Source organism: Exiguobacterium sp. N5 (assembly GCF_025842465.1).
In the GTDB taxonomy this organism is placed as follows: domain Bacteria; phylum Bacillota; class Bacilli; order Exiguobacteriales; family Exiguobacteriaceae; genus Exiguobacterium; species Exiguobacterium profundum.
This window is the reverse complement of record NZ_JAPAEP010000001.1, coordinates 657,141-680,118: the sequence shown is the minus strand read 5'-3', so window position 1 is coordinate 680,118 and position 22,978 is coordinate 657,141. Positions and strand designations below refer to the sequence as shown.

Genomic DNA, 22,978 nt, shown 5'->3' with positions numbered 1-22,978 from the left:
CCGAAACCGACATCTAAAAAAATATGTCGCCGTCTTCTCAGACAGCGACAATGATTAGGTCAGTCAGTTAGCCAATCGTGCAGCCAATCGACCGCACCCGTTAATCCATCTTCCGACAGCCGTTCGAACGTATCTTTCTCCGTGAACACATGCCAGCTTCCTTCTAATGAGTCACTCAACATCAAATAAGGGATTCCTGCTTCATCGTAAGCGTCACCCGGTGAACTTGCCAACGAACGAACTTCTAGTTCAGCGAATGGCGCCCGTTCTAGAACTGGATAAGATTTCATCCCTTTCGTCCGAACGTATAGTGGACCATCACCAGTCCCAAGAATATCGAGCATGACGATCGTTTCCACTTTTTCTTTTTGTTCCCCTAGCCGTTCAAGGAAATCGTCACTCGCTTCTCTAGAGTCGCCGTTTCCATTCAAAAAGACATATCGAATCGTATAGTCTGGCATTTCCTCGTTCATCACCTGCATCAGATGATATAAGACCGTAGACGGACCGACGGCAGACAAATAATGGGCCCCGTGCCAGGAAGAATCGAGTCGTGACATGAGAACAATCTCTTGATCCGTCTTGCCTTTTTGGACAAATTCGACATACGGAATTTCTTCATTATAGGGCTTGAATTGAATCGTTTCCCCGTCCTTCAGTTGTTCAGCCGTATCCAAGTCTACCCCTGTACCATTTAAGGGCATATAAGATGACGTGAAAACGAAACCCGTCTCATATGGGTCGTCTTCAAAAGGGGTGATCAGGTATCCTGCAGCTCCCTTAGATGCGAGCTCTGACAAGTACGCGTTCGCTTCCTGGTCATTCAAAACCTCACCTGCGTAATCGACGGTATACGCATCTTCGATGTTGTCATATGAAAATTTTGTCGTCGGTAAGACAATCACTTTCTCTTTCACGTCCGGAATATCTTGTCCCCACGTCATATGTAAAATCGTACCTTTGAACGGTTGATCAAACGTCATCGATGAAAACCCCTCATACGTTTTATCCCCCATTTCAATCTCAGTCCAGCCGGTTATCCGTTCTGTGTAAAGGAGGTTTCGGTCCATGTCGATGGGTAATTCGGTTCCGAATGATTCAAAAAAGTCGGCACTCTCCCAACTATCCGCATTTCGATCGACTGATGAAATATATTCAGCGGTCTCGAGCGGCGTCGGATGGATTGGATTGAAGAAAAGAAAAACTGTCGCGATTGAACGCAACAAACTAATCAATATGAACATTACACGATCCCCATTCATCAATAAATTACTATACATACCATTTTTTATTATATACAGCTATTTATCGTCTGACTATTCAATTTTTTATCAATTTAAATATAATTTTAGAATCCGAATATCATATTCAGATCACAAGAAAAGCCCGTTCGAGTTGAACGGGCCCACTTGTAAATGTTGATCCTTATACGCCTTCGTATGCTGCGTACATGATCTCTTTCAATTCTTCAACAAGCGGCATTTTCGGATTCGCCGTTGTACATTGGTCTTCGAATGCGTCGACCGCCATCTTGTCAATCTTCGCATCGAGTTCTGCTTTCTTGATGCCTTGCGCCTTGAACGAAAGTTTGATGTTCAAGCGTTGACCGAGCTCGATGATCGCCTGGACGAGTGACTCGACACCTTCAGCTGTCGTGCTTGCTGGAAGACCGAGGTAACGTGCGATTTCTGCGTAACGTTCGTCAGCGATGAATGACTCATATTTCGGGAACGCCGCAAGTTTCGATGGGCGTGTCGCGTTGTAACGGATGACGTGTGGCATGAGGATTGCGTTCGTACGACCGTGTGGTACGTGGAACTCTCCACCGATTTTGTGAGCGATCGAGTGGTTGATACCGAGGAACGCGTTCGCAAATGCCATACCCGCCATCGTTGAAGCATTGTGTACTTTCTGACGAGCTTCCGCGTCGCTACCGTTTTCATACGCTTTTGGTAGATAATCGAAAATCATCTTAATGGCGCGGAGGCAAAGTCCGTCTGTGTAATCATTCGCCATGACAGAAACATATGCTTCGATTGCGTGTGTCATGACGTCCATTCCTGTATCAGCCGTGATTGAAGCTGGGACGGTCATGACGAACTCTGGGTCGACGATGGCGACGTCTGGTGTGATTGCATAGTCAGCAATCGGATACTTCACGTTACGTTTTTTGTCAGTGATGACAGTGAACGGTGTCACTTCAGAACCTGTACCAGACGTTGTCGGGATGGCGATAAACATTGACTTGTTACCTAATGTCGGGAACTTGTACGTCCGTTTACGGATATCCATGAATTTCTGGCGTAGGTTAGAGAATTTCTCTTCTGGACGTTCGTAGAAGAGCCACATGCCTTTCGCAGCATCCATCGGTGAACCACCACCAAGTGCGATGATCATGTCTGGTTGGAAGTGACGCATCGCTTCGGCACCGCTCATGACTGTTTCAACAGATGGATCAGGTTCGACCTGGTCAAAGATGCGGTACTCGACGCCAGCAGGCAAGTTTTTGATGACTTTGTCAGCGAATCCGAGTTTGACCATCATTTCATCTGTGACGATCATCGCCCGTTTCTTCGTTGTGAGCGATTGAAGGTATTGTACTGAGTTTTTCTCGAAATAGATTTTTTCAGGTACTTTGAACCATTGCATATTCACGCGACGTCTCGCCACCTTTTTCACGTTGAGTAGATGTTTCGCCGTCACGTTTTCTGAGACGGAGTTTTTACCGTAAGACCCACAACCGAGCGTGAGGGATGGTGTCATTTCGTTGTAAAGGTCACCGATTCCACCGTGTGCTGAAGGCGAGTTGACGATGATACGGCAAGCTTTCATACGGAGACCGAATTCAAGGATGGCATCGTCATCTGTTGAGTGGATGACCGCTGTGTGACCGAGACCACCAATCTCAAGCATTTTTTCAGCGATTGCGAATCCTTCTTCACGTGATTGAACTTTATACGCACCGAGAACCGGGCTTAATTTTTCGTGAGAGAGAAGTTCTGTTGCGCCAACTGTTTCGAGTTCTGCAATCAAGATTTTCGTATCAGTCGGTACTTTGAGACCTGCCTGTTCAGCGATCCATGCTGCCGGCTTCCCGACGATTTCAGGGTTGACCGCACATGTATCCGTCCGAATGACGAGCGTTTCAAGTTTTGCTTTTTCTTCTGGTGAGCAGAAGTAGCAACCGAGTGCCGTCATCTCTGCTTTCACTTCTTCATATACTTCTTGGTCGACGATGATCGCTTGTTCAGACGCACAGATCATACCGTTGTCAAACGTTTTTGAAAGGATGACGTCTGAGATGGCGCGTTTCACTTTTGCAGTCTTATCGATATAGGCTGGTACGTTACCAGGTCCGACACCGAGAGCCGGTTTACCAGTCGAGTAAGCGGATTTGACCATTGCCGCCCCACCCGTCGCAAGGACCATCGCCACGCCAGGGTGGTTCATGAGTGCTTTCGTCGCATCGAGTGATGGAACTTCAACCCATTGAATTAAGTTTTCAGGAGCACCTGCCGCCACTGCTGCGTCACGAAGGACACGGGCCGCTTCACTTGAACATTGTTGCGCTGATGGATGGAACGCGAAGATGATCGGGTTACGTGTCTTGATGGCGATGATTGCTTTGAACATCGTTGTCGATGTCGGATTTGTGACCGGTGTGACACCAGCGACGACACCAACTGGCTCCGCGATGTATGTGATTCCGTTTTGAACGTCATCTTCAAGGACGCCGACCGTTTTCTCACCACGGAGTGAGTTATAGATATATTCTGTCGCAAAGATGTTTTTGATCATCTTGTCTTCAAAGACACCGCGACCTGTTTCTGTATGTGCTAATTTCGCGAGTGCGACGTGTTGCTCAAGTCCTGCAAGCGCCATCGCCTGTACGATATGGTCGATTTTCTCCTGGTCGAACGTCATCAACGTATCGAGTGCTTTATGCGCACTGGCTACGAGCGTGTCCACCATTTGTTCTGCCGTTGTTTCCACTTTTGCTTTCTCTTTGACTGCCATGTTAGGTTCCTCCTCATAAGTGAGAGCTTTTAATGAACATATTGACTTGATGGAAGCACAATATGATGACTGTTTTTTAGAGATTGTGCTTTCCTTCACATTCATAGAATACAATGTTTTTCAGGTTTTGTGGGTGACAACAATGTGAACTCTTTCACAATATTTTTTTATCTATTGTTGACAGCTCTTGATTTTTGTATGCGTCCTCAGTAAAATCGAATGCGTTTTCATGAAAATATATCAAACCTTTAATGTAAACGCTTACATGTTTTGTGTCGATTCAATCTCTACTATGATGTATCAATCATCACATCAACCCGTTTTTAGGTTCAACTGCACCTAACTCGTGTATAATGAAAATAGAACCTAACTAGGAAGTGAATCTATTATGCCGAAACAAGATGCAGCGGACCAGTTTGTCAAACTGATTCCTTTAATTCGTCGTAAATTGTTACGTCGATCTGATTTTCCTCAAATTCCAAACCTGAACTTCTCTCATTTCCATCTATTGATGTTGATTGAGGACGAGGGGGCTGTCACGAATGGACGAATCAGCGAGACACTCTCCATCGCGCCACCGAACGTTACCCCGCTCATCACGAAATTATTGAACGAGGGGTATATCACGCGGGTGCCAGACGAGCGGGATCGCCGCGTGATTTGGAATCAACTGACCGAGAAAGGTGAACGGATCTTACTTGAGCGCAGAGACTCATTCCGTAGACTATTCGAGGAACGTCTCGCCTTTTTGAATGAGGACGAAACTGACCGACTCTTTGAGAGTTTGAAGACACTTACAGAGATTGTCGAGAAGATGGACAAAGGTGACGAGTAAAACTTTTCTCGTCAATTCCCACAACTTCTTATATAATCTGTAATGAATCTACGTACAAATGGAAAGAGAGATGACATGTAATGGGTCGTAAATGGAACAACATTAAAGAGAAGAAGGCGTCAAAAGATGCGAACACGAGTCGCGTCTATGCGAAGTTCGGTCGCGAGATTTATGTGGCCGCCCGTCAAGGGGAACCTGATCCTGAGTTGAACCAGTCATTAAAATTCGTTGTGGAGCGTGCGAAGACGTATAACGTGCCCCGGGCGATCATCGATCGTGCCATCGACAAAGCCAAAGGTGGCGATGAGGAAAATTTCGATGAGCTTCGATATGAAGGGTTTGGTCCGAATGGTTCGATGGTCATCGTCGATACATTGACGAATAACGTCAACCGTACGGCTTCAGAAGTCCGTGCCGCGTTCGGTAAAAACGGAGGCAACATGGGAGTCAGTGGCTCGGTCGCATATATGTTCGATGCAACTGCCGTCATCGGTGTCAATGAAATGTCGGCAGATGACGTCCTCGAACTCATGATGGAACATGACCTTGATGTGCGTGATGTTATCGAGGAAGACGAGACGGTCATCGTCTATGCCGAGCCAGAAGCGTTCCACGCCGTTCAAACTGCATTCAAGGCTGCCGGTGTAGAAGAGTTTGCCGTTGCGGAATTGACGATGCTCCCGCAGAACGAAGTGTCACTCGATGACGCTTCGCAAGAACAGTTTGAAAAACTAATCGATGTGCTCGAAGACTTGGAAGATGTGCGCCAAGTGTATCATAACGTCGAGATGTAACACGTAAGCGATAACTTTCACGAGTTATCGCTTTTTTTCATATTCGATTTGACAAGGGTCACATCATATGTTAAATTTCAAAAAGTCTTTATCATATTAAAGTGATACCAAGAGAAAGAAAACGCGAAAGGTGTTGGATCGATATGAACGCAGTATTACTTGCAGTCATCGTCTTATTTGCGCTCGCCATCAGCCGAGTGCACATTGTATTATCATTAATCTTAGCGGCGCTTGTCGGGGGGCTTGTTGGAGGACTTGGGTTCAACGATACGTTGACCGCCTTCAGTGACGGTCTTGGTGGTGGAGCGAGCATCGCACTCAGCTACGCGCTCCTCGGCGCATTCGCTGTCGGGTTATCGAAGACGGGGCTTCCGGATGTCTTAGCTGAAAAATTGATTGCGATGTCAGGTCGTGACGTGTCAGGCAAGCGTGTGATGGTTGTCAAAGCATTCCTGTTGTCACTCATCTTATTGTTATCCATCAGCTCTCAAAACGTGCTTCCGATACACATCGCCTTTATCCCGATTGTGATTCCGCCGTTACTCGTACTGTTCAATGAGTTGAATGTAGACCGTCGTCTCGTAGCGACCATTTTGACGTTCGGTCTTGTGACACCATATATGTTGTTACCTGTCGGGTTTGGTGGGATTTACTTGAATGAGATTCTCATCGCGAACGTTGAAGCGAACGGCTTGACTGTCGGAGACGTCAACATCATCTCGATCATGGGCATCCCGGCATTAGGGATGGTCGTCGGATTGATAGCGGCGTTCATTCACTACCGGAAACCGAGAACGTATGACACGATTGCACTCGGACCAACTGATTATGAAGTACGTCAAATGAGTGGTTTGAAGATGATCATGACACTCGCAGTCGTTCTCATCGTGTTGATTGTTCAGTTGCAGACCGAGTCGATGATCGCCTCTGCGGTGACTGGTTTGATCTTGCTTTCAATCTTCCGCCTGATTCCATGGTCTGAGGCAGATGATATCTTCACAAGCGGCATGCGCATGATGGCATTCATCGGGTTCGTCATGATCGCCGCAAGTGGATTCGCTGCCGTCATCCGCGAGACAGGTGCGATCGAACCGCTCGTCAACGGAGCGAGCGATTTGATGGGTGACTCTAAACTCATTGCCGCTCTCGTCATGTTGCTCGTCGGCCTTGTCATCACGCTCGGAATCGGTTCAAGTTTCTCGACTGTTCCAATCATTGCAGCAATTTTCGTCCCGCTCTGTGTACAATACGGCTTCTCAGTCGAGGCAACGATTGCCATCATCGGGACTGCAGGAGCGCTTGGGGATGCAGGTAGCCCAGCGAGTGACTCGACACTCGGACCTACGAGTGGATTGAACGCTGACGGTCAACACGATCACCTACGTGAAACGGTTTGGCCAACGTTCTTACACTACAATATTCCACTCATCATCTTCGGTGTGATTGCGGCGATGGTGCTTTGATCATTTTTTCCGTCGTGAATAAATGGTTCCTAATAAAATGAGGATGAGAATAAACCAGATTCCCGTATACATGAGGATTTCGGTGAACATAAAACTCCTCCTAAACAAAAGATAAGGAGCGACGGCTGTCGCTCCTTTTTATGATGAGGTTTTTAATTCGGTCTTGCAAGTATCGAGATACGCATCGACGACCTCTGCTACTTCTCGTCCTTCCCGAATCGCCCATACAATCAGGCTTTGCCCTCGCTTGGCATCCCCCGCGATAAAGACGTTTTCCGTTGCCGTCTGGAAATCTGTCGTCTTCTCGACACCGATTTTCCGCAACTCGTGCTCTGGTCGTTCAAATCCAATGGCGACGAGGATCAAGTCCGCCGGATACGTCTCTATCGAATCTTCCTCCACGAAGAAGGTTGCCTGACCATCCGGGTTGACGACTTTCGTCATCCGTTCCGTTTCAATCCCTGTGACACGTCCTTCTTTCGTGACGATTTGGTTGGAGCGAATCAAATACGTTCTCGGGTCTTTCTCATAGACCGCGAGTGATTCCGCATACGCATAATCCGTCGTAAGCGTGTCCGGTTGAAGTGGCCAAGGTTTCTCTGGTGCACGAAGCAACCCTTTTGACGGGTGTTTCCCAAATTGAACGACTGATTTTGCACCTTGACGGATTGCCGTCGCCACACAGTCGGCTCCTGTATCTCCACCCCCGATGACGATGACATTTTTGTCTTTGGCGTCATGTTCTGGTGATCGGGTCGTTCCTTTTCGCTCGTACATCGATGCTGTCAAATAATCCATCGCCATTTCAACACCACGTGCATCATCGCCATCAATCCCGAGCGTGCGCTGTTTCTGAGCGCCAGTCGCGAAAATCACCGCATCGTATTGGTTCCGAAGCGCCTCCACTGTCACATCCGTACCAACCTCAATGTTCGTCTGGATGACAATTCCCTCTTGTTCGAGCAACCGAATGCGACGTCTCACGACATCCTTATCCAGTTTCATGTTCGGGATTCCGTACATGAGTAGACCTCCCGGTTCATCAGCCTTCTCGATGATGGTGACCGAATGTCCGAGCTGGTTCAGTTGGTCGGCAGCCGCCAATCCAGCCGGCCCACTTCCGATGATGGCGACTGTCATCCCGCTTCTTCGATGGACCGGCCTTGGTTTCACCCAACCTTCTTCAAACGCCCGATCGATGATGGTTCGTTCAATCGATTTGATCGCAACCGGATCTTCACTGATTCCGAGTGTACAAGACCCCTCACACGGTGCGGGACAAACTCGACCCGTAAACTCCGGGAAGTTATTCGTCTCCATCAATCGGTGATACGCTCCCATCCAGTCCGATTTGGTCACAAGCTTGTTCCACTCCGGGATATAGTTGTGAATCGGGCACCCAATCGTCTCTTGTCCAATCATATCCCCGACATGACAGAATGGAGTGCCACAGTCCATACAACGTGCAGCCTGCTGTTTGACCGATTCGTCATCCATTCGTGTCGCATATTCTTCATAATCCTTCACTCGCTCATCCACAAGACGCTCAGGTAATGTGGACCGTGCGATGTTTAAAAAGTTATGTTTCATGCGTTACCCCCCTCAGTCACAACCCGGAACAATTCAAGTGCTCGGTCCGCTTCGCTCAATTCCGGTCGATTCGCCTCGATTTGACGCATAACGTCCAATACATTCGCATAATCTCGTGGAACGACCTTTACAAAGTGAGGGCGAGCTTGTTCGAATGACTCTAAAATAGTCCGTGCTTTGACACTGTCTGTATGAAACTGATGCGCTTCGAGAAGTGCATAAATTTGTTCCATATCTTCATCGTTCAATTCTTTTACGACGGAGACGAGCTCCTCGTTGACGAGTCGATCATACGCTTGATCCCCATAAATATATGCGACGCCACCTGACATGCCGGCTGCAAAGTTCCGTCCGACATCACCGAGGACGAGAACCGTTCCCCCGGTCATATACTCACATCCATGATCGCCGACTCCTTCGACGACTGCCGTCGCCCCAGAATTTCGAACGGCAAAACGCTCGCCGACGTGACCGTTAAAGAAAGCTTGTCCGCTCGTCGCTCCGTACAAGCAGACGTTTCCGGCAATCATTTGTTTACTTTCATCAAACGGTGCATGTTTTTCAGAGATCAATGCTAATTTCCCACCGCTCAAGCCTTTCCCGATATAATCATTGGCATCCCCGATGACGGAAATGGTGATTCCTCGTGGTAAAAATGCTCCTAAACTTTGTCCGGCTGACCCACTGAGGCGCAGCGAGATGGTATCGTCCGCTAAACCGACCTGACCGTGAACTTTCGTCACTTCAAACCCCAACTGTGTCCCGACGGCACGATCGGTGTTTCGGATGCGACCAACGAAGAATGTCGGTTGCAACGAGCTGATTGACCGTGAGACTGCCGGAATCAATTTTCGGTGATCGTAGGAACGGTATGCCGGGTGAGCGACTTCTTCACGCTCAGGAAGTGGTGTCGGCATCGAGAGCATCGGTGCTAAATCTAACCGTTTTGCTTTCGGATGTTTCGTTTTCCATTCACTTTCTTCGAGAAGATCCGTTCGACCAATCACGTCGTCTAATGATGTCACACCGAGTGATGCTAAAATTTCTCGTACTTCTTCTGCCAAGAACGTCATCAGGTTGACGACGTGTTCTGGTTTCCCCATAAATTTCTGACGAAGCACAGGGTCCTGTGTCGCCACACCGACCGGACACGTATCTAAATGGCATGCACGCATCATAATACATCCAAGGACGACGAGTGGCGCTGTAGCAAACGCAAACTCTTCCGCCCCGAAGATGGCAGCTAGGACGATGTCTCGCCCCGTCATGAGCTTTCCGTCCGTCTCAAGTGTGACTCTCCCCCGTAACCCGTTCAATGCGAGCGTTTGATGCGTCTCTAAGAGTCCAAGCTCCCAAGGAAGACCTGTGTGCTTGATTGATGTCTTTGGAGAAGCACCGGTTCCACCATCATATCCACTGATGACAATCGTATCGGCATTCGCTTTCGCGACACCGGCTGCAATCGTCCCGACACCTGACTTCGAGACAAGTTTGACACTGATTTTCGCCTTAGGATTCACATGCTTTAAGTCAAAGATGAGTTGGGCCAAGTCCTCAATCGAATAAATGTCGTGATGTGGAGGCGGTGAGATGAGTCCAACCCCCGGAACGGATCCACGCACTTCGGCGACCCATGGGTACACCTTATTTCCAGGAAGTTGGCCACCCTCACCCGGTTTTGCCCCTTGCGCCATCTTGATTTGAATTTCATCGGCATGGTAAAGATATTCTGCCGTCACCCCGAATCGTCCGCTTGCGACTTGCTTGATGCGGCTGATGCGTTCGTTTCCAAACTCATCCGGGACGAAGCGGGCCCGGTCTTCCCCGCCTTCTCCAGAGTTACTTTTCGCACCGATCTGATTCATGGCGATAGCGAGCGTTTCATGCGCCTCTTTTGACAAGGACCCAAATGACATCGCGCCTGTCTTAAAACGGCGAACGATCGACGTGACTGGCTCTACTTCTTCGAGCGGGACAGGACGTTGTGTTTTAAATGCAAACAACTGTCGAATGAACTGTCCTGATGATTCATGCAATTTCACATAAGCATCATAATATTTACGTTCCTTCTCACGACAGGCACGTTGCAACAAATGAATCGTCTTCGGATTGAATGCATGTTCTTCTCCGTCTGCACGCCATTGGAAATCACTTCCCGCCTCGAGCGGACGATTCGTCGCATAGGCGGACGTATGGAGTGTTCTCGCTTCGTCTTCAAGTTCTTCAAATCCGATTCCAGACAGTTGGGACGTCGTTCCCCTGAAATGCGTCTCAATCAAATTGCGATCTAATCCGACGGCTTCGAAAATTTGGGCCCCACGGTAGCTTTGAATGGTCGAGATACCCATTTTCGACATGATTTTGACGATGCCCTCGACAACTGCTTTTTGATACGAGCGAATGGCCTCTTCAAATGAATGCGCAATTTGTTTACGTTCGACTAAGTCTCGTATCGTCGCATAGGCTACGTATGGATATACCGCATCTGCCCCATACCCAATCAAGGTCGCTGCCTGATGCACTTCTCGGACTTCACCGCTCTCACAAATGAGACTACAGTTCGAGCGCAAGTTCTCTCGAATCAAGTGTTGATGAATCGCACTCAGTACGAGGAGAGACGGCATCGCAATCCGTTCATTACTGACGAAACGGTCAGATAGGACGATCACGTTCGCACCATTTCGTACAATCTGGCTGACCTGTTGCAAAAGGGCTTCAAGCGACGCCTCTAAATCATTCGTAAACGTTGTATCGACTCGTTCGACCTTGAGCTTCTCGGCAAGTTGCTTGAGGGTTGCCCCATCAATCATCGGATGATTCAACCACACACGTTTCGCGTGACCTCGTCCGGTATGGACCGGATCTCCTTGCGGACCAATCCAAGTAAACGTAGCCGTGACAATTTTCTCCCGTAACGCGTCGATTGGCGGGTTGGTCACTTGCGCGAAGTGTTGTTTGAAATAATGGAATAAGGAACGGGGCCGCGTCGAGAGCACCGCAATTGGTTGGTCATGCCCCATCGAGCCGATTGGATCTTTTTCGTCTTTGATTAACGGAACCATGTACTGTTCAATGTCTTCTTTCGTATATCCAAACGCACGTTGCACACGTCCGAGTTCAAGTAGTTCTTCTTCAACGATCCCTCGATCCTCAATTGTCATCATCTGCTTAAGCCATTTGTGATAAGGCTCTGACTTCGCAATCGTCTCTTTAATCTCATGATCAGGAATCAATCGCTTTTCAATCAAGTCGATCAACAACAACTGTCCTGGTCTTAGACGTTGTTTAGATTTGACGTTCTCTGCGTCAACCGGAATGACTCCTGTTTCAGAGGAGAGAATCAATTCCCCGTCCAATGTTTCGACATAACGCATCGGACGCAAGCCGTTACGATCTAAAATTGCTCCGATTTGCCTTCCATCTGTGAAGACGACTCCAGTCGGTCCATCCCACGGCTCCATGATGGATGAATGATACTGATAAAAGTCGCGCTTGAACGGTTCCATCTTTCCTTCGACAAATGGTTCAGGAATCAACATCATCGCCGTGTGGGCGATCGAACGACCTGTTCGTGTGAAGAATTCAAAAGCGTTATCGAGCATGGACGAGTCGCTCCCATCCTCTTGAAGCACAGGGAACAAGTGTTGGACGTCTTCGAATAAGTCTGTTGACGTGACCCCTTCCCGTGCTCGCATCGCATCGATATTTCCGCGAAGCGTGTTGATTTCCCCGTTATGGACTATCATGCGGTTCGGATGTGCTCGTTCCCAAGAAGGGAACGTGTTCGTCGAGAAACGAGAATGAACGATGCCGAACGTACTTTTGTAATGAGGGGATTGCAAATCCAAATAAAATGCTGCGATTTGATTTGGCGTCAACATCCCTTTATATACGATCGTTCTCGTTGACAGGCTTGCGATATATAGGCGTAATGATTCGATTTTTTCGATTTTCCGACGTAGTTCATAAAAGACGCGTTCATTCGCATCCTCGTCTAGGAATGGACATGAGATAAACCATTGATAGATGACCGGTTGTGTGACCCGCGCATGTTCCCCGATTTGCATCGGGTCGACAGGTACTTCGCGCCATTCGATCGTCGAACAATCCAGTTCATCCGCCATCCGTTCCATCAACGTGATTTTTTCATGTAGCTGATTCTCAGACGGCTGAAAAAAAACCATTCCGACAGCGTAACGACCGAGTGACGGAAGGTTCATGGTTTGCGTAAACAATTCGTGTGGAATCTCAGTCATGATACCCGCCCCATCACCAGCATCGATGACACCTTGTCCTCCTCGGTGCTCTAAATTACATAACATGGAGAGCGATTTTTGGACGATTTCATGTTTCTTTAGCCCATGTAGATTGACGTAAAGTCCAATCCCACACGCATCTTTCTCAAATTTTGAGTCATACAAACCAACTCGACTCATATCATCGACCCCTTTCACTCACAGTTTCGTAATTAACATTCTGTTCTAAATATTCTGAAAAATCAAGTGAGTTGCATGCATTTTTGCATAATAGGAATCTCATTTAGTCTTATTGAAAGCGTATACATTACTGTTATCAATGGATTTATCGTTTTTAGTTATGTTCGATAAAGAATAAATATCCATAAATATTATTTATTTATAGGTTCTTCAGAACATAAAAAAAGGATATCCTGAAGATACCCTTTTCTTGATTATTGTTCTACTGTTTTACGCGGATGATGTAAAAACGATTTCGGACGTTTCCACAAAATCAAACCGATATACCCAATCGCAAGCAATGCGAGGGCGCTGACAATCACAACATAGAGTGTGCCTTCTTCGATTCTCGCAAAGATTCCGATATACGCCCAGACGAATACGAGTGGATAGATGAAATCATGATGCCACCACATAAAGAGAAGGGCAAGAATCACACCGACCATCAGCATAAGAGAGGTCCAGGCGAGTTCATCAAGACCTAACAGCGACGTGATCTGTTCCGTCTTCATCACAACGAACGTGTTGACGATGGTCGCGACTGATACCCAGCCGATGTAGAGGGAGAACGGGAACCGATCGAGCCAGCTCGTAGACGTCCGAAAAGCGATATAATACAACCAGCACAGCGTAGCCAGGAACAACACCATGATGACAAGTGAGACGACGAACCATTCGTTCGTGAATGCCAATAGCCATAAACCATTCAGCACGCAAGAGACTAAAAATCCGGCTTTCATCCGCTCGGCTTGACGATTCGCCGTCGTCCCTTTCTTCAACTGGAGCACCAGCCAGACAAGTAACGCGACATAGATGACACCCCAAATCGAGAAGGCGTACCCTGCCGGCTTAAAGTAGATATCGATGCGGTCCGAAACCGCCGCGTTGTCGCCGCTCGCGAAATAGTTGATGACGACGGTCGCTAAAAAAGCAACCCAGTTTACAATCGGCCATTTTGATAAGTCCATAAGCACGATCTTCTAAATGAAGATCAAACACCTCCTTTTGTAACATAATATTCAATACCCGCATCCATGTGACTCTACACGTACAAAGGGGCTCGCATATGCGAACCCCTTCTCCATTAAAAGTCGATTTCGTCTGGATCTGGTCCGAGACGTTCTCCTGTCGCCACTTGATCGATCTTCGCCAAATCGTCCGCATCGAGTGAGAAGTCGAAAACATCAAAGTTCTCACGGATTCGATGTGGTGTCACCGATTTCGGTAACGCGACATGACCAGACTCAAGATGCCAACGGAGAACTATCTGTGCCGGCGTCTTCCCATGTTTTTCTGCAATTTCAGAAAAGGCAGGGATGTCTAAAAACTTACCTTGCATGAGTGGACTCCACGCCTCGATCTGAATCCCTTCATCTTGACAGTAGTCCAACAAATCAGGTTGCGGGAGCTGTGGATGAAGTTCAACTTGATTGATGAGTGGCGCCATCAGACCGGCTTCTTTCAATGTTTCTAAATGGTGTTCTTTAAAGTTAGATACACCGATTGCCTTGATTTTTCCGGCTTCATATAAATCGATGAGGTCCTTCCACGCATCGACGAACCCATCTACCGGCCAATGCAACAGACAAAGGTCCAAATAATCTGTCTGGAGTCGTTTTAACGAGCCTTCGAATGCCTCTTTCGTTTTGCCTTCACGAATGTCATCATTCCAAATCTTCGACGTGATGAACAATTTAGAGCGGTCTACACCTGAGAGATGAATTCCCTTCGCAACGCCCTCTTCATTTTTATAGATTGCAGCCGTATCGATGTGACGATAGCCTGTTTTGATGGCTTCAACGACAGCAGCTGGTGCCTCGGTTTCATTATCGACCTTCCAGACCCCAAAGCCGATCATCGGAATTTCGACCTTATTTCGTAATGTTGCGTAAAGCATCTCATTCATCCCCTTTTCATTCTAACGAGCTGATTGTATCATACCCGACAATTTATTTCGGAAAACTAAATCGTCAAATCTTTTCGGGTGAATCGGATGAACGAGAGTGCTGAAAAGATGGTCAGGAGACCGAGTAACCAGATGAAATGGATGCCCCAATATTCCTCACGCATGATGGCACCGGCGTCAAAGAGAGAGAAGAATGAGAGGTTTGACATCCAATCGAATTGATCGCTCACTCCTTGGATGATGTTCACCATGAGAAAGAACGTGAAGATTCCACCCGTCACCATATAGGATTTACTACTATCATCGAACAGACTCGCAATCACATAAGCGGCTACGCCTAGGACGAGCAACATGAGCGCTCCATTCAATTGAAGCATCCACAATACCGCATAGTCGATTTGTAAATCGAACAGAAGGTCCGCTGCCATTAAACTCAACCCATTTAGACCGACAAATAGCCCGACTGCCACAATCAACACAACAAAGCTTGACATCACATACGTGACTCGAGAAATCGGGGCCGCCATATACAGCATGATTTCTCCAGAATCGACCGGTTTGGCCAACAGTTTCGAGGCGAAAGTCAATGCGAATAAAACTGCGAGGACGTAGAAAATCAAGCCATAATAGTTACTCGACAATAGATTGAGGACGTTGTCCATCGCCATCGACGCATCGATTTGGAAGACATCGAGAAGCTCAGGTGGCAACGACTCTAATTTTGCCTCAATCAATCCTGTTTCTTGAATAGATGGGAAGATTGCGGCTAAGAAAAAGAGATATATGCTAGTCCCGACTGAATATCCTAGAATCCAACTGCGATTCTGTTTCAACATGGAGCGAATTAACATGTCATGTCGCCTCCCCGTAATACTGCATGAATAGATGTTCGAGCTCGTCTGTGCCACTTGTCAGTGATTGAACCTGAAACTCCGCCAATGTTCGGATGAGGTGGTTCAGCTCTATCGGTGTCGAGATGGTGACCTCAACATGCATGCCGTCCCGTTCACCAGAATCGGCCGCGAATCGAACGGCTTCCGCTTCCGTTGAAAATTCGACTCGGTACCGTTTCACGCTATGTTGTCGTAATTGTTCCATGTCCTCTTCGATGATGATGCGTCCATCTTTAATCAACGCGGCACGGTCGCACGTCCGTTCCATCTCAGGGAAATGGTGAGAACTCATGAGAATCGCTTTCCCAGATTGCTTTTCTTCAATTAACCAATCGATTAGACGATCTTGCATGAGCGGGTCTAATCCGCTCGTCGGTTCATCCAATATATAGACGGGCACATCTTTCATGAAACAGGTGATGATGGCGAGTTTTTGCTTCATCCCCTTTGACATCTTCCGTACTTTCGTCGCCTCATCGAATGAAAACCGTTCACGTAATTGCCGTTCACGATCCGAATTCGTTTTGTGCAAATGGCGCGTCAATCGAATGATTTCTTCTCCCGTCATGTTCTGGGGATAATTGATTTCTCCTGGCAAATAGCCGACACTCCGTTTCACTTGCTCCGTCTCCTGCCAACAGTCGAATCCGTTGATGGTCGCCTTGCCTTCACTCGGCTTCAAAAGACCCATCAAATGTCGAATCGTTGTGGATTTCCCAGCGCCGTTCGGTCCGATGAATCCGAAGATTGTACCTGGTGATACATGTAGTGAAACGTCAAAAATACCATGTGTGGCATCAAATCGTTTCGTCAATCGCTGAATCCGAATCATCTCGAACCCTCCTTTTTTGTAATATCTGAACGATATGATTACAAAACTAGTATATCACGTTCTTTTTTGAAATGGAAATGGTATATTGATTACAAAACTAGAGAGAGGAGCGCTTAAATCAATGGATGGATTTGCGAAACGCACCGAAGAAAAACAACAAGCGATATTACGTGCCGCTTATGACTTGATGACAGAGAAGCAATCCCGATTCACAATCAGTGAGTTAGCGAGTCGAGCGCACGTCTCCCCCGTATCTATCTATAATTACTTTGGGTCAAAAGACCAGGTTATCGTGCAAGTCCTAAAACAGATGACAGAAGAGCAGATGAGTTGGATTGAACATGTGATTGAATCGAACGCTCCATTCGATGCGTTACTCGTCGAGATCCTAACACGAAAAATCCAGTCGGCGGTTCTCTTTGACGAGACCATCACAGCAATGATTCAACAAGACCCGAACTGGGAACAGCTTGCGACTAGAGGATATACTGCTTTCGCCCGGTTGATTGAATACGGGAAGGCCCAAGGGTCAATCGATTCGACGTTATCCACTTCTTCTTATTTACGCTATGTACAATTCATGCAACAGGCCATCCTGTCCGATCCTCAGTTCTCAATCGGGGATATGAAGGAGACGATGGACGTCTACTTTCATTTCTTTTTGAATGGGGTCATGAAACGCTAAAAGGTGACTGTCTCAAGCAAGCAGACAGTCACCTTTCTTTACGTGTGATAGATAAAGTCTTCAATTGGATAGAGCGATAGATCCACTTCCGCGTCTCCTGTCAGAACGAGGTCACTCAACACTTTTCCGATGAACGGGCCGACCGTCAAACCGGATGATCCGAGACCGTTCGCGACCAACAGTTTTTCTGCCCCAGGCACCCTTCCGAGTACGGGAATTGAATTCGGTGTGACCGGACGGAAGCCGACTTTCGTCCCCACGAGTTCTGCCTCGGAAAGTCCAGGTGCCGACTCTAAACCTTTCGTCAGTACTTCGTGTACTCCGATTGCAGTCGGACGAACGTCGAACGCTTTTCCTTTCTCATGTGTCGAACCGATGACCACTTTCCCGTCGTCAAATCCGAGTAAATAGCGGCGTCGTGGCGGCATGACGACCGGCCAGTCAGATGCATCTGTATCCTTCAACTGGACGTGGACGAGCTGGGCCTTTTCCCCTTCGACTCGTACCGTATATCCAAGAGGCTGTAACAGCTCCGGTAACCAAGCACCCGTCGCAAGGATGATTTCATCCGCTTCATATCTCACTCCGTCACACTCCACACCAATCTCATCTCCGCTCGTCAACCGTGCAGAACCGTTGACAAATGTGACGCCACGCTTGATAGCGACTCTCTCAAGTGCAGCGCGAAAGCGTCCGCCGTCGACTCTAGCCCCTCCTGTCACGAAGAGTGCATCGTATTCATCGGATAACGGTGGGAAACGATGTTGTGCCTCTTCAGCAGTCAGTCGTTCGAGTTCACCGATTTCTGGCGCTTCTTCTCGACGAAGCAAAGTTCGCTCCATCATCTGGTCGAGCTTTGTTTCTTCATGGAGCGCAAGCGTCCCGACACGTTTGTATCCGGTGTCCGTCTCCCCTTCAGCCTCCAGCTCTTTGACGACCTTAGGATAATAGCTTGCTCCGCCTTTCGCCAGTGCATACCAAGCTTTGTTGCGTCGCTGCGCAATCCACGGACATACGATTCCAGCCGCGGCATCCGTTGCTCTTCCTTCTTCTTTCCGGTCAATGACCGTTACATCCGCTTTACCAGCTAAATGATAGGCAGCCGAAACACCGACGATCCCTGACCCGATAATCACTATCTTCTTCATCATAAATCTGTCTTGCTCAGACAGATGGACACATCCTTTCGTAAAAAAATCATCGACCCAACGGATCGATGATTGATTCTTATTCTCTCATCGCTAGACGATAAAGTAAATCTAACAACTCGATGTAGAGCCACACGAGCGTGACGATTAATCCGAATGCCGCGACCCATTCCAACTGTTTCGGAGCCCGAGCTTCGACTTGACTTGCGATGAAGTCGAAATCTAAGACGAGAGCGAGTGAAGCGACGATGACAATCACGAATTGAACACCGATCGCAAGTGGGCTTGAACCGGTCATGAATGCCAAGCCTGAACCGAACAAACTCATAACGAGTTGCACAAGATATAACAACATGACTGTGAACATGGCTGCCATGACACCGGCTTTAAACTTCTGTGTCACTTTGACAAGCCCTGTCGTATAGACAAACCACATCGCAAAGGCGACGACAAACGTCGTTAATACGGCACGTCCCACAATACCAGGGACCATCGCTTCAAAGAAATACGAAATCGAACCGACGAAGACACCTTCGATAATGCCGTATAGTGGCGCAACGACCGGTGCTGTATTCGGTTTAAACGTGATGAGCAACGCAAAGATAAAGCCGAGGATGAGTGACCCGATCATGAGCGGGAACAAGAGCCCTTCTCCGATTGTCGGTACGACAAGCCATGTCGTACCGGCTGCCGCTGTCACGAGTAAAAGCAAGGTGAACACTTTAGACCATGTTCCCGCTTTCGTCATCGGTTCGGCACTGTAAGCTGAGGACTGCATTGATTTACGAAGTAATGGATTCGATTTTAAGTTCAACGTTGAATAGCTCCTTTATGGTTCAGTTACTGTTTTGCGAACACGTCGATGAACGCGCGCATATAATCTGGTAAGTCTGGCGGACGACGACTTGAGACGATATGTCCGTCGACGACGACCGGCTCATCATGCCAAATCGCTCCCGCATTTTCCATGTCATCTTTGATTCCAGGCGTGCTCGTCACGTTCACCCCGTCTAGAATGTTCGCAGAAATCAACACCCAACCGGCGTGACAGATTTGACCGATTGGTCGTTTTTGTTCATCCATATAACGGACGAATCCTTTCACCGAATCGAAACGGCGCAATAAGTCAGGAGACCATCCGCCTGGCACGAGGATCGCATCGAACGATGTAATGTCCACATCATCAAACGCCACGTCAGATTTTGCTGGCACACCGTATTTACCGATATATGCGTGATCGGCCTTCTCCCCAGCGAGGATCACGTGCGCTCCCTCTTCACGAAGGCGATGCACCGGGTACCAAAGCTCTAAATCCTCGAAGTCATTACTGACAAGTTGAAGGACTTTCTTCCCTTGTAGTTTCATCAAACCCCTCCTTTTATTCATTCCCCATTATACCCGAAAGCGACAGTCACGAAAACGAAGAATCATGATTGTTTTTCCAGGATATTGATTGTGGATGATTCTTACCACTATATCTTGTGTTTCCTCCCTACAATTGATACCTTTAGTGGTAGAAGAATGAGAAGGAGGCACATCACCTATGAAGCAATATCATGACTTATGTCGACACATCCTCGACCAAGGTGTCGTAAAGGAAGACCGGACCGGGACCGGGACAACGAGTGTATTTGGTTACCAAATGCGTTTCAATCTGCAAGAAGGGTTCCCCCTGATTACGACGAAAAAATTACATATCCGTTCCATCATTCACGAACTATTATGGTTCATCTCAGGAGAGACAAACGTCCGATACCTTCAAGAAAACGGGGTCCGTATTTGGAATGAATGGGCAGACGAGGAAGGTAATCTGGGTCCGGTGTACGGTTCACAGTGGCGTTCATTCCCACGCCCGGACGGCTCGTCCGTCGATCAACTGGCTCAAGTGATTGAACAAATCAAAACGAATCCTGATTCGAGACGGTTGATCGTGTCGGCATGGAACCCAGGACAGCTTGACGAGATGGCCCTCCCGCCATGTCATCTATTGTTCCAATTCTATGTCGCTGACGGGAAGCTCTCGTGCCAGTTATATCAACGAAGCGCCGACACCTTTTTAGGTGTTCCATTCAACATCGCATCGTATGCACTTTTGACGCACATGGTCGCCCATGTGACTGGTCTAGAAGTTGGCGATTTCGTCCACACCCTCGGAGATGCTCATATTTATCATAACCATCTCGAACAAGTGGAACTTCAACTGTCGCGTAACCCGCGTCCGTTACCCCAACTCAAGATTGTCCGTGACGTATCTTCAATTGAATCATTCCGTTTTGAGGACTTTGAGATTCTCGGATATGATCCACATCCACATATTAAAGGAGAAGTGAGCGTATGATTTCACACGTCGTCGCATATGGGCAGAATCGGGAAATCGGGAAAGACAATGATTTATTATGGCGATTGCCAGATGACTTGAAACACTTTAAATCTATCACGTCTGGTGGCACGGTCGTCATGGGAAGAAAGACGTTTGAGTCCATCGGTAAAGCGTTGCCGAACCGACGCAACATCGTCGTCACATCTGATGTTTCCTTTTCAGCCGATCAAGTCGAAGTGTGGCATGATTTAGAACGTCTCGTCGAAATGAGTCAACAGGAGGAATGGTTTGTCATCGGTGGGGCCACGTTATATGAACAGACGATGCCGATGACGAGCCGGATCTATGCAACGGAGGTCGCTGCATCGTTCGAGGCCGATACGTATTATCCCGAACGGATTGGGGAATGGTCAATTACGAGTACAATCGACCACCCGCAAGACGAAACACATGCATATGCCTTTTCATTCAAACAATACGATAAAACAGACATCGCATCATGATGTCTGTTTTTTAGTCTGGCAATTTTTCCAGCCACTGTTCAATTTTTCTCGTGATGACTTCGTCCTGTTCTCCATCCGCATAATCGTCATAGATTGCTCCGAGTTCAGACGCCGTTCGTTTCGATACAGCAAGAATGTGACTATATTTGCCTCGTTGCTCTTTCACAGCAGACAACGTCCCTTTCGCTTCTTGCGCACGCGCATCATCCAAGACGAACATCTCGATATTGTCATTACAAGAATACGCCTCGTAAGGACGGTATACGACTTCATATCGGCGATGCTCTTTGGGGAGTCGATCAGCAAGCGATGTATAGGTATTGGCAGACATCGTCACATAGGCGATTCGCTTCTCCTCACGAACAGCAGAAGTGTATCGGACGACACGATTTCGACCATCTCGTTTCGCCTTATACAGCGCCTCATCTGCGTAGGCACACCATTCACCGAGTGTATAGCCTGTCTGGCAGACTCGGGTGTATCCAATCGACACCGTCACCTGATGGTCGTATGGAAATTCCATTTCTTCGATACGTGTTCGGACTCGCTCAAGTACCGATTCGACGATCGCACGGTCTGAGACATTCAAGAGGATTAAGAATTCTTCTCCTCCGTATCGGATGAGCTCATCACTAGAACGAATGGCATGACGGATTTCTTCAGAAACGCGATGAAGAACGTCATCGCCATACGAGTGACCGAACGTATCATTCAATTGTTTGAAGTGATCGATATCGAGAAGTGCGACAGCAAAACTCTCACCAGACCGCTCCAATCTCGAGATGAACCGAGAAAAGGTCGCCTTTAAATACTTACGGTTGAAAGCACCCGTTAATTCATCCACGAGTAACGCTTTTGATACGAGACGTGATTTTTCGATATGTAGTCCGAGACGCACCAATCGTTCCTCCATCGGCACCCACGATTCCCAATAATCGTCGAATCCATATGAATAGGCAGCAAGACGATAGTGTTCATTCGTTCCGATGACAATGAGGGGAACGTAGAGCTTTCTCATCTTGCTAACGAACGATTGGATATCTCGCTCTTTAAATTGTGGCCATAATTCAACATCCATGATGATGGCTTTTGGCACATCCTCATAATCGTATTCCACGGCTTCTTCAAGGGTCTGCAAAAATACCGGACGTGCCCCAAGCTTCTCAACGCGCGACTTGTAACGACTAAATGTGGAAAAGCTTGCGGATAAGATAAGGACGAGATCCTCGTCCTCTTGTTCAATCCCCAAGACGGTATGGATATAACGTTTCACAGGAGAGATCAAGGTCAAAGCTTCCGCTTGTGTAAGGACGCTTGGCAACTCCTTCGCGTCAGACTCGACACGACTAAAAATTTCTAATAAATGCATCAACCGTCGTTGCCGAACTTCCTTCTTCATCCAATCGAGTAGAAACTCGATATCGCTTTTTGGAATTTGTCTCGACTCCGATATCTTTTTCAAAATCATATGTATACGCTCAGTGAGTTGACCTTGCTCCATTCCCGTCCCCCCTATG

Annotated in this window: 18 protein-coding genes; 6 read left to right on the top strand and 12 right to left on the bottom strand. The window is 47.7% G+C overall.

Features of this window, described 5'->3' with window-relative positions; translation table 11 throughout:
* Positions 1–59: 59 nt before the first annotated feature.
* Both OKS35_RS03490 and adhE read right to left on the bottom strand, forming a co-directional pair.
* Positions 60–1,244: a hypothetical protein gene (locus OKS35_RS03490; protein WP_264092478.1), complete on the bottom strand. Its 1,185-nt coding sequence runs from the start codon at positions 1,242–1,244 to the stop codon at positions 60–62.
* A 181-nt stretch (positions 1,245–1,425) separates the two neighbouring features.
* Positions 1,426–4,017, bottom strand: a complete 2,592-nt coding sequence (gene adhE, locus OKS35_RS03485; protein ID WP_264092477.1) for a bifunctional acetaldehyde-CoA/alcohol dehydrogenase — start codon at positions 4,015–4,017, stop codon at positions 1,426–1,428.
* Positions 4,018–4,405: 388 nt separating this feature from the next.
* Here adhE and OKS35_RS03480 point away from each other — a divergent pair, with 388 nt between their 5' ends.
* The 3 genes from OKS35_RS03480 (at position 4,406) to OKS35_RS03470 (ending at position 7,109) form a co-directional block, all read left to right on the top strand.
* Positions 4,406–4,852, top strand: a complete 447-nt coding sequence (locus OKS35_RS03480; protein WP_211781262.1) for a MarR family winged helix-turn-helix transcriptional regulator — start codon at positions 4,406–4,408, stop codon at positions 4,850–4,852.
* Positions 4,853–4,932: 80 nt separating this feature from the next.
* Positions 4,933–5,646 (top strand): YebC/PmpR family DNA-binding transcriptional regulator, encoded by a 714-nt coding sequence (locus OKS35_RS03475; protein ID WP_012726206.1) that lies wholly within the window; start codon positions 4,933–4,935, stop codon positions 5,644–5,646.
* Positions 5,647–5,789: 143 nt separating this feature from the next.
* A complete protein-coding gene (locus OKS35_RS03470; protein ID WP_214783204.1) occupies positions 5,790–7,109 on the top strand; it encodes a Na+/H+ antiporter family protein in 1,320 nt (439 codons plus the stop codon).
* Between the two features lie 138 nt (positions 7,110–7,247).
* Here OKS35_RS03470 and OKS35_RS03465 read toward each other — a convergent pair whose 3' ends face one another.
* The 6 genes from OKS35_RS03465 to OKS35_RS03440 form a co-directional block, all read right to left on the bottom strand.
* Positions 7,248–8,699, bottom strand: a complete 1,452-nt coding sequence (locus tag OKS35_RS03465; protein ID WP_264092476.1) for a glutamate synthase subunit beta — start codon at positions 8,697–8,699, stop codon at positions 7,248–7,250.
* Entirely contained in the window at positions 8,696–13,135 is a 4,440-nt protein-coding gene (gene gltB / locus OKS35_RS03460; protein ID WP_264092475.1) for a glutamate synthase large subunit, read from the bottom strand. Before gltB ends, OKS35_RS03465 begins: the two co-directional genes overlap by 4 nt.
* Positions 13,136–13,389: 254 nt before the next feature.
* On the bottom strand, positions 13,390–14,142 hold the full coding sequence (locus OKS35_RS03455) for a tryptophan-rich sensory protein (protein ID WP_264092474.1): 753 nt from the start codon (positions 14,140–14,142) through the stop codon (positions 13,390–13,392).
* A gap of 116 nt (positions 14,143–14,258) precedes the next feature.
* Complete coding sequence (locus tag OKS35_RS03450; RefSeq protein WP_264092473.1) at positions 14,259–15,071, bottom strand: aldo/keto reductase; 813 nt, start codon at positions 15,069–15,071, stop codon at positions 14,259–14,261.
* A 65-nt stretch (positions 15,072–15,136) separates the two neighbouring features.
* Positions 15,137–15,931: an ABC transporter permease subunit gene (locus OKS35_RS03445; RefSeq protein ID WP_214690967.1), complete on the bottom strand. Its 795-nt coding sequence runs from the start codon at positions 15,929–15,931 to the stop codon at positions 15,137–15,139.
* A gap of 1 nt (position 15,932) precedes the next feature.
* The gene (locus OKS35_RS03440) at positions 15,933–16,805 is read right to left on the bottom strand and encodes an ABC transporter ATP-binding protein (RefSeq protein ID WP_074037097.1); all 873 of its coding nucleotides are present in this window, start codon (positions 16,803–16,805) and stop codon (positions 15,933–15,935) included.
* A 121-nt stretch (positions 16,806–16,926) separates the two neighbouring features.
* Between OKS35_RS03440 and OKS35_RS03435 the strand changes: the two genes are divergently transcribed.
* Positions 16,927–17,490, top strand: coding sequence for a TetR/AcrR family transcriptional regulator (locus OKS35_RS03435; RefSeq protein ID WP_264092472.1), 564 nt, complete (start codon positions 16,927–16,929; stop codon positions 17,488–17,490).
* A 38-nt stretch (positions 17,491–17,528) separates the two neighbouring features.
* On the opposite strand, the gene OKS35_RS03430 is transcribed toward OKS35_RS03435, so the two are convergent.
* The 3 genes from OKS35_RS03430 to OKS35_RS03420 all read right to left on the bottom strand — a co-directional run bounded on the left by OKS35_RS03430 (position 17,529) and on the right by OKS35_RS03420 (position 20,003).
* A complete protein-coding gene (locus OKS35_RS03430) occupies positions 17,529–18,641 on the bottom strand; it encodes an FAD-dependent oxidoreductase (protein ID WP_318841962.1) in 1,113 nt (370 codons plus the stop codon).
* A 76-nt stretch (positions 18,642–18,717) separates the two neighbouring features.
* Positions 18,718–19,452: a Bax inhibitor-1/YccA family protein gene (locus OKS35_RS03425; RefSeq protein WP_264092471.1), complete on the bottom strand. Its 735-nt coding sequence runs from the start codon at positions 19,450–19,452 to the stop codon at positions 18,718–18,720.
* 26 nt (positions 19,453–19,478) lie between these two features.
* The gene (locus tag OKS35_RS03420; protein ID WP_074037100.1) at positions 19,479–20,003 is read right to left on the bottom strand and encodes a type 1 glutamine amidotransferase domain-containing protein; all 525 of its coding nucleotides are present in this window, start codon (positions 20,001–20,003) and stop codon (positions 19,479–19,481) included.
* 178 nt (positions 20,004–20,181) lie between these two features.
* Here OKS35_RS03420 and OKS35_RS03415 point away from each other — a divergent pair, with 178 nt between their 5' ends.
* Positions 20,182–20,976 (top strand): thymidylate synthase, encoded by a 795-nt coding sequence (locus tag OKS35_RS03415; protein WP_214813259.1) that lies wholly within the window; start codon positions 20,182–20,184, stop codon positions 20,974–20,976.
* Complete coding sequence (locus tag OKS35_RS03410; RefSeq protein WP_078146824.1) at positions 20,973–21,461, top strand: dihydrofolate reductase; 489 nt, start codon at positions 20,973–20,975, stop codon at positions 21,459–21,461. The genes OKS35_RS03415 and OKS35_RS03410 overlap by 4 nt, the downstream gene beginning before the upstream one ends.
* 10 nt (positions 21,462–21,471) lie before the next feature.
* Here OKS35_RS03410 and OKS35_RS03405 read toward each other — a convergent pair whose 3' ends face one another.
* Entirely contained in the window at positions 21,472–22,962 is a 1,491-nt protein-coding gene (locus tag OKS35_RS03405; RefSeq protein WP_078146823.1) for a GGDEF domain-containing protein, read from the bottom strand.
* Between the last annotated feature and the right edge of the window lie 16 nt (positions 22,963–22,978).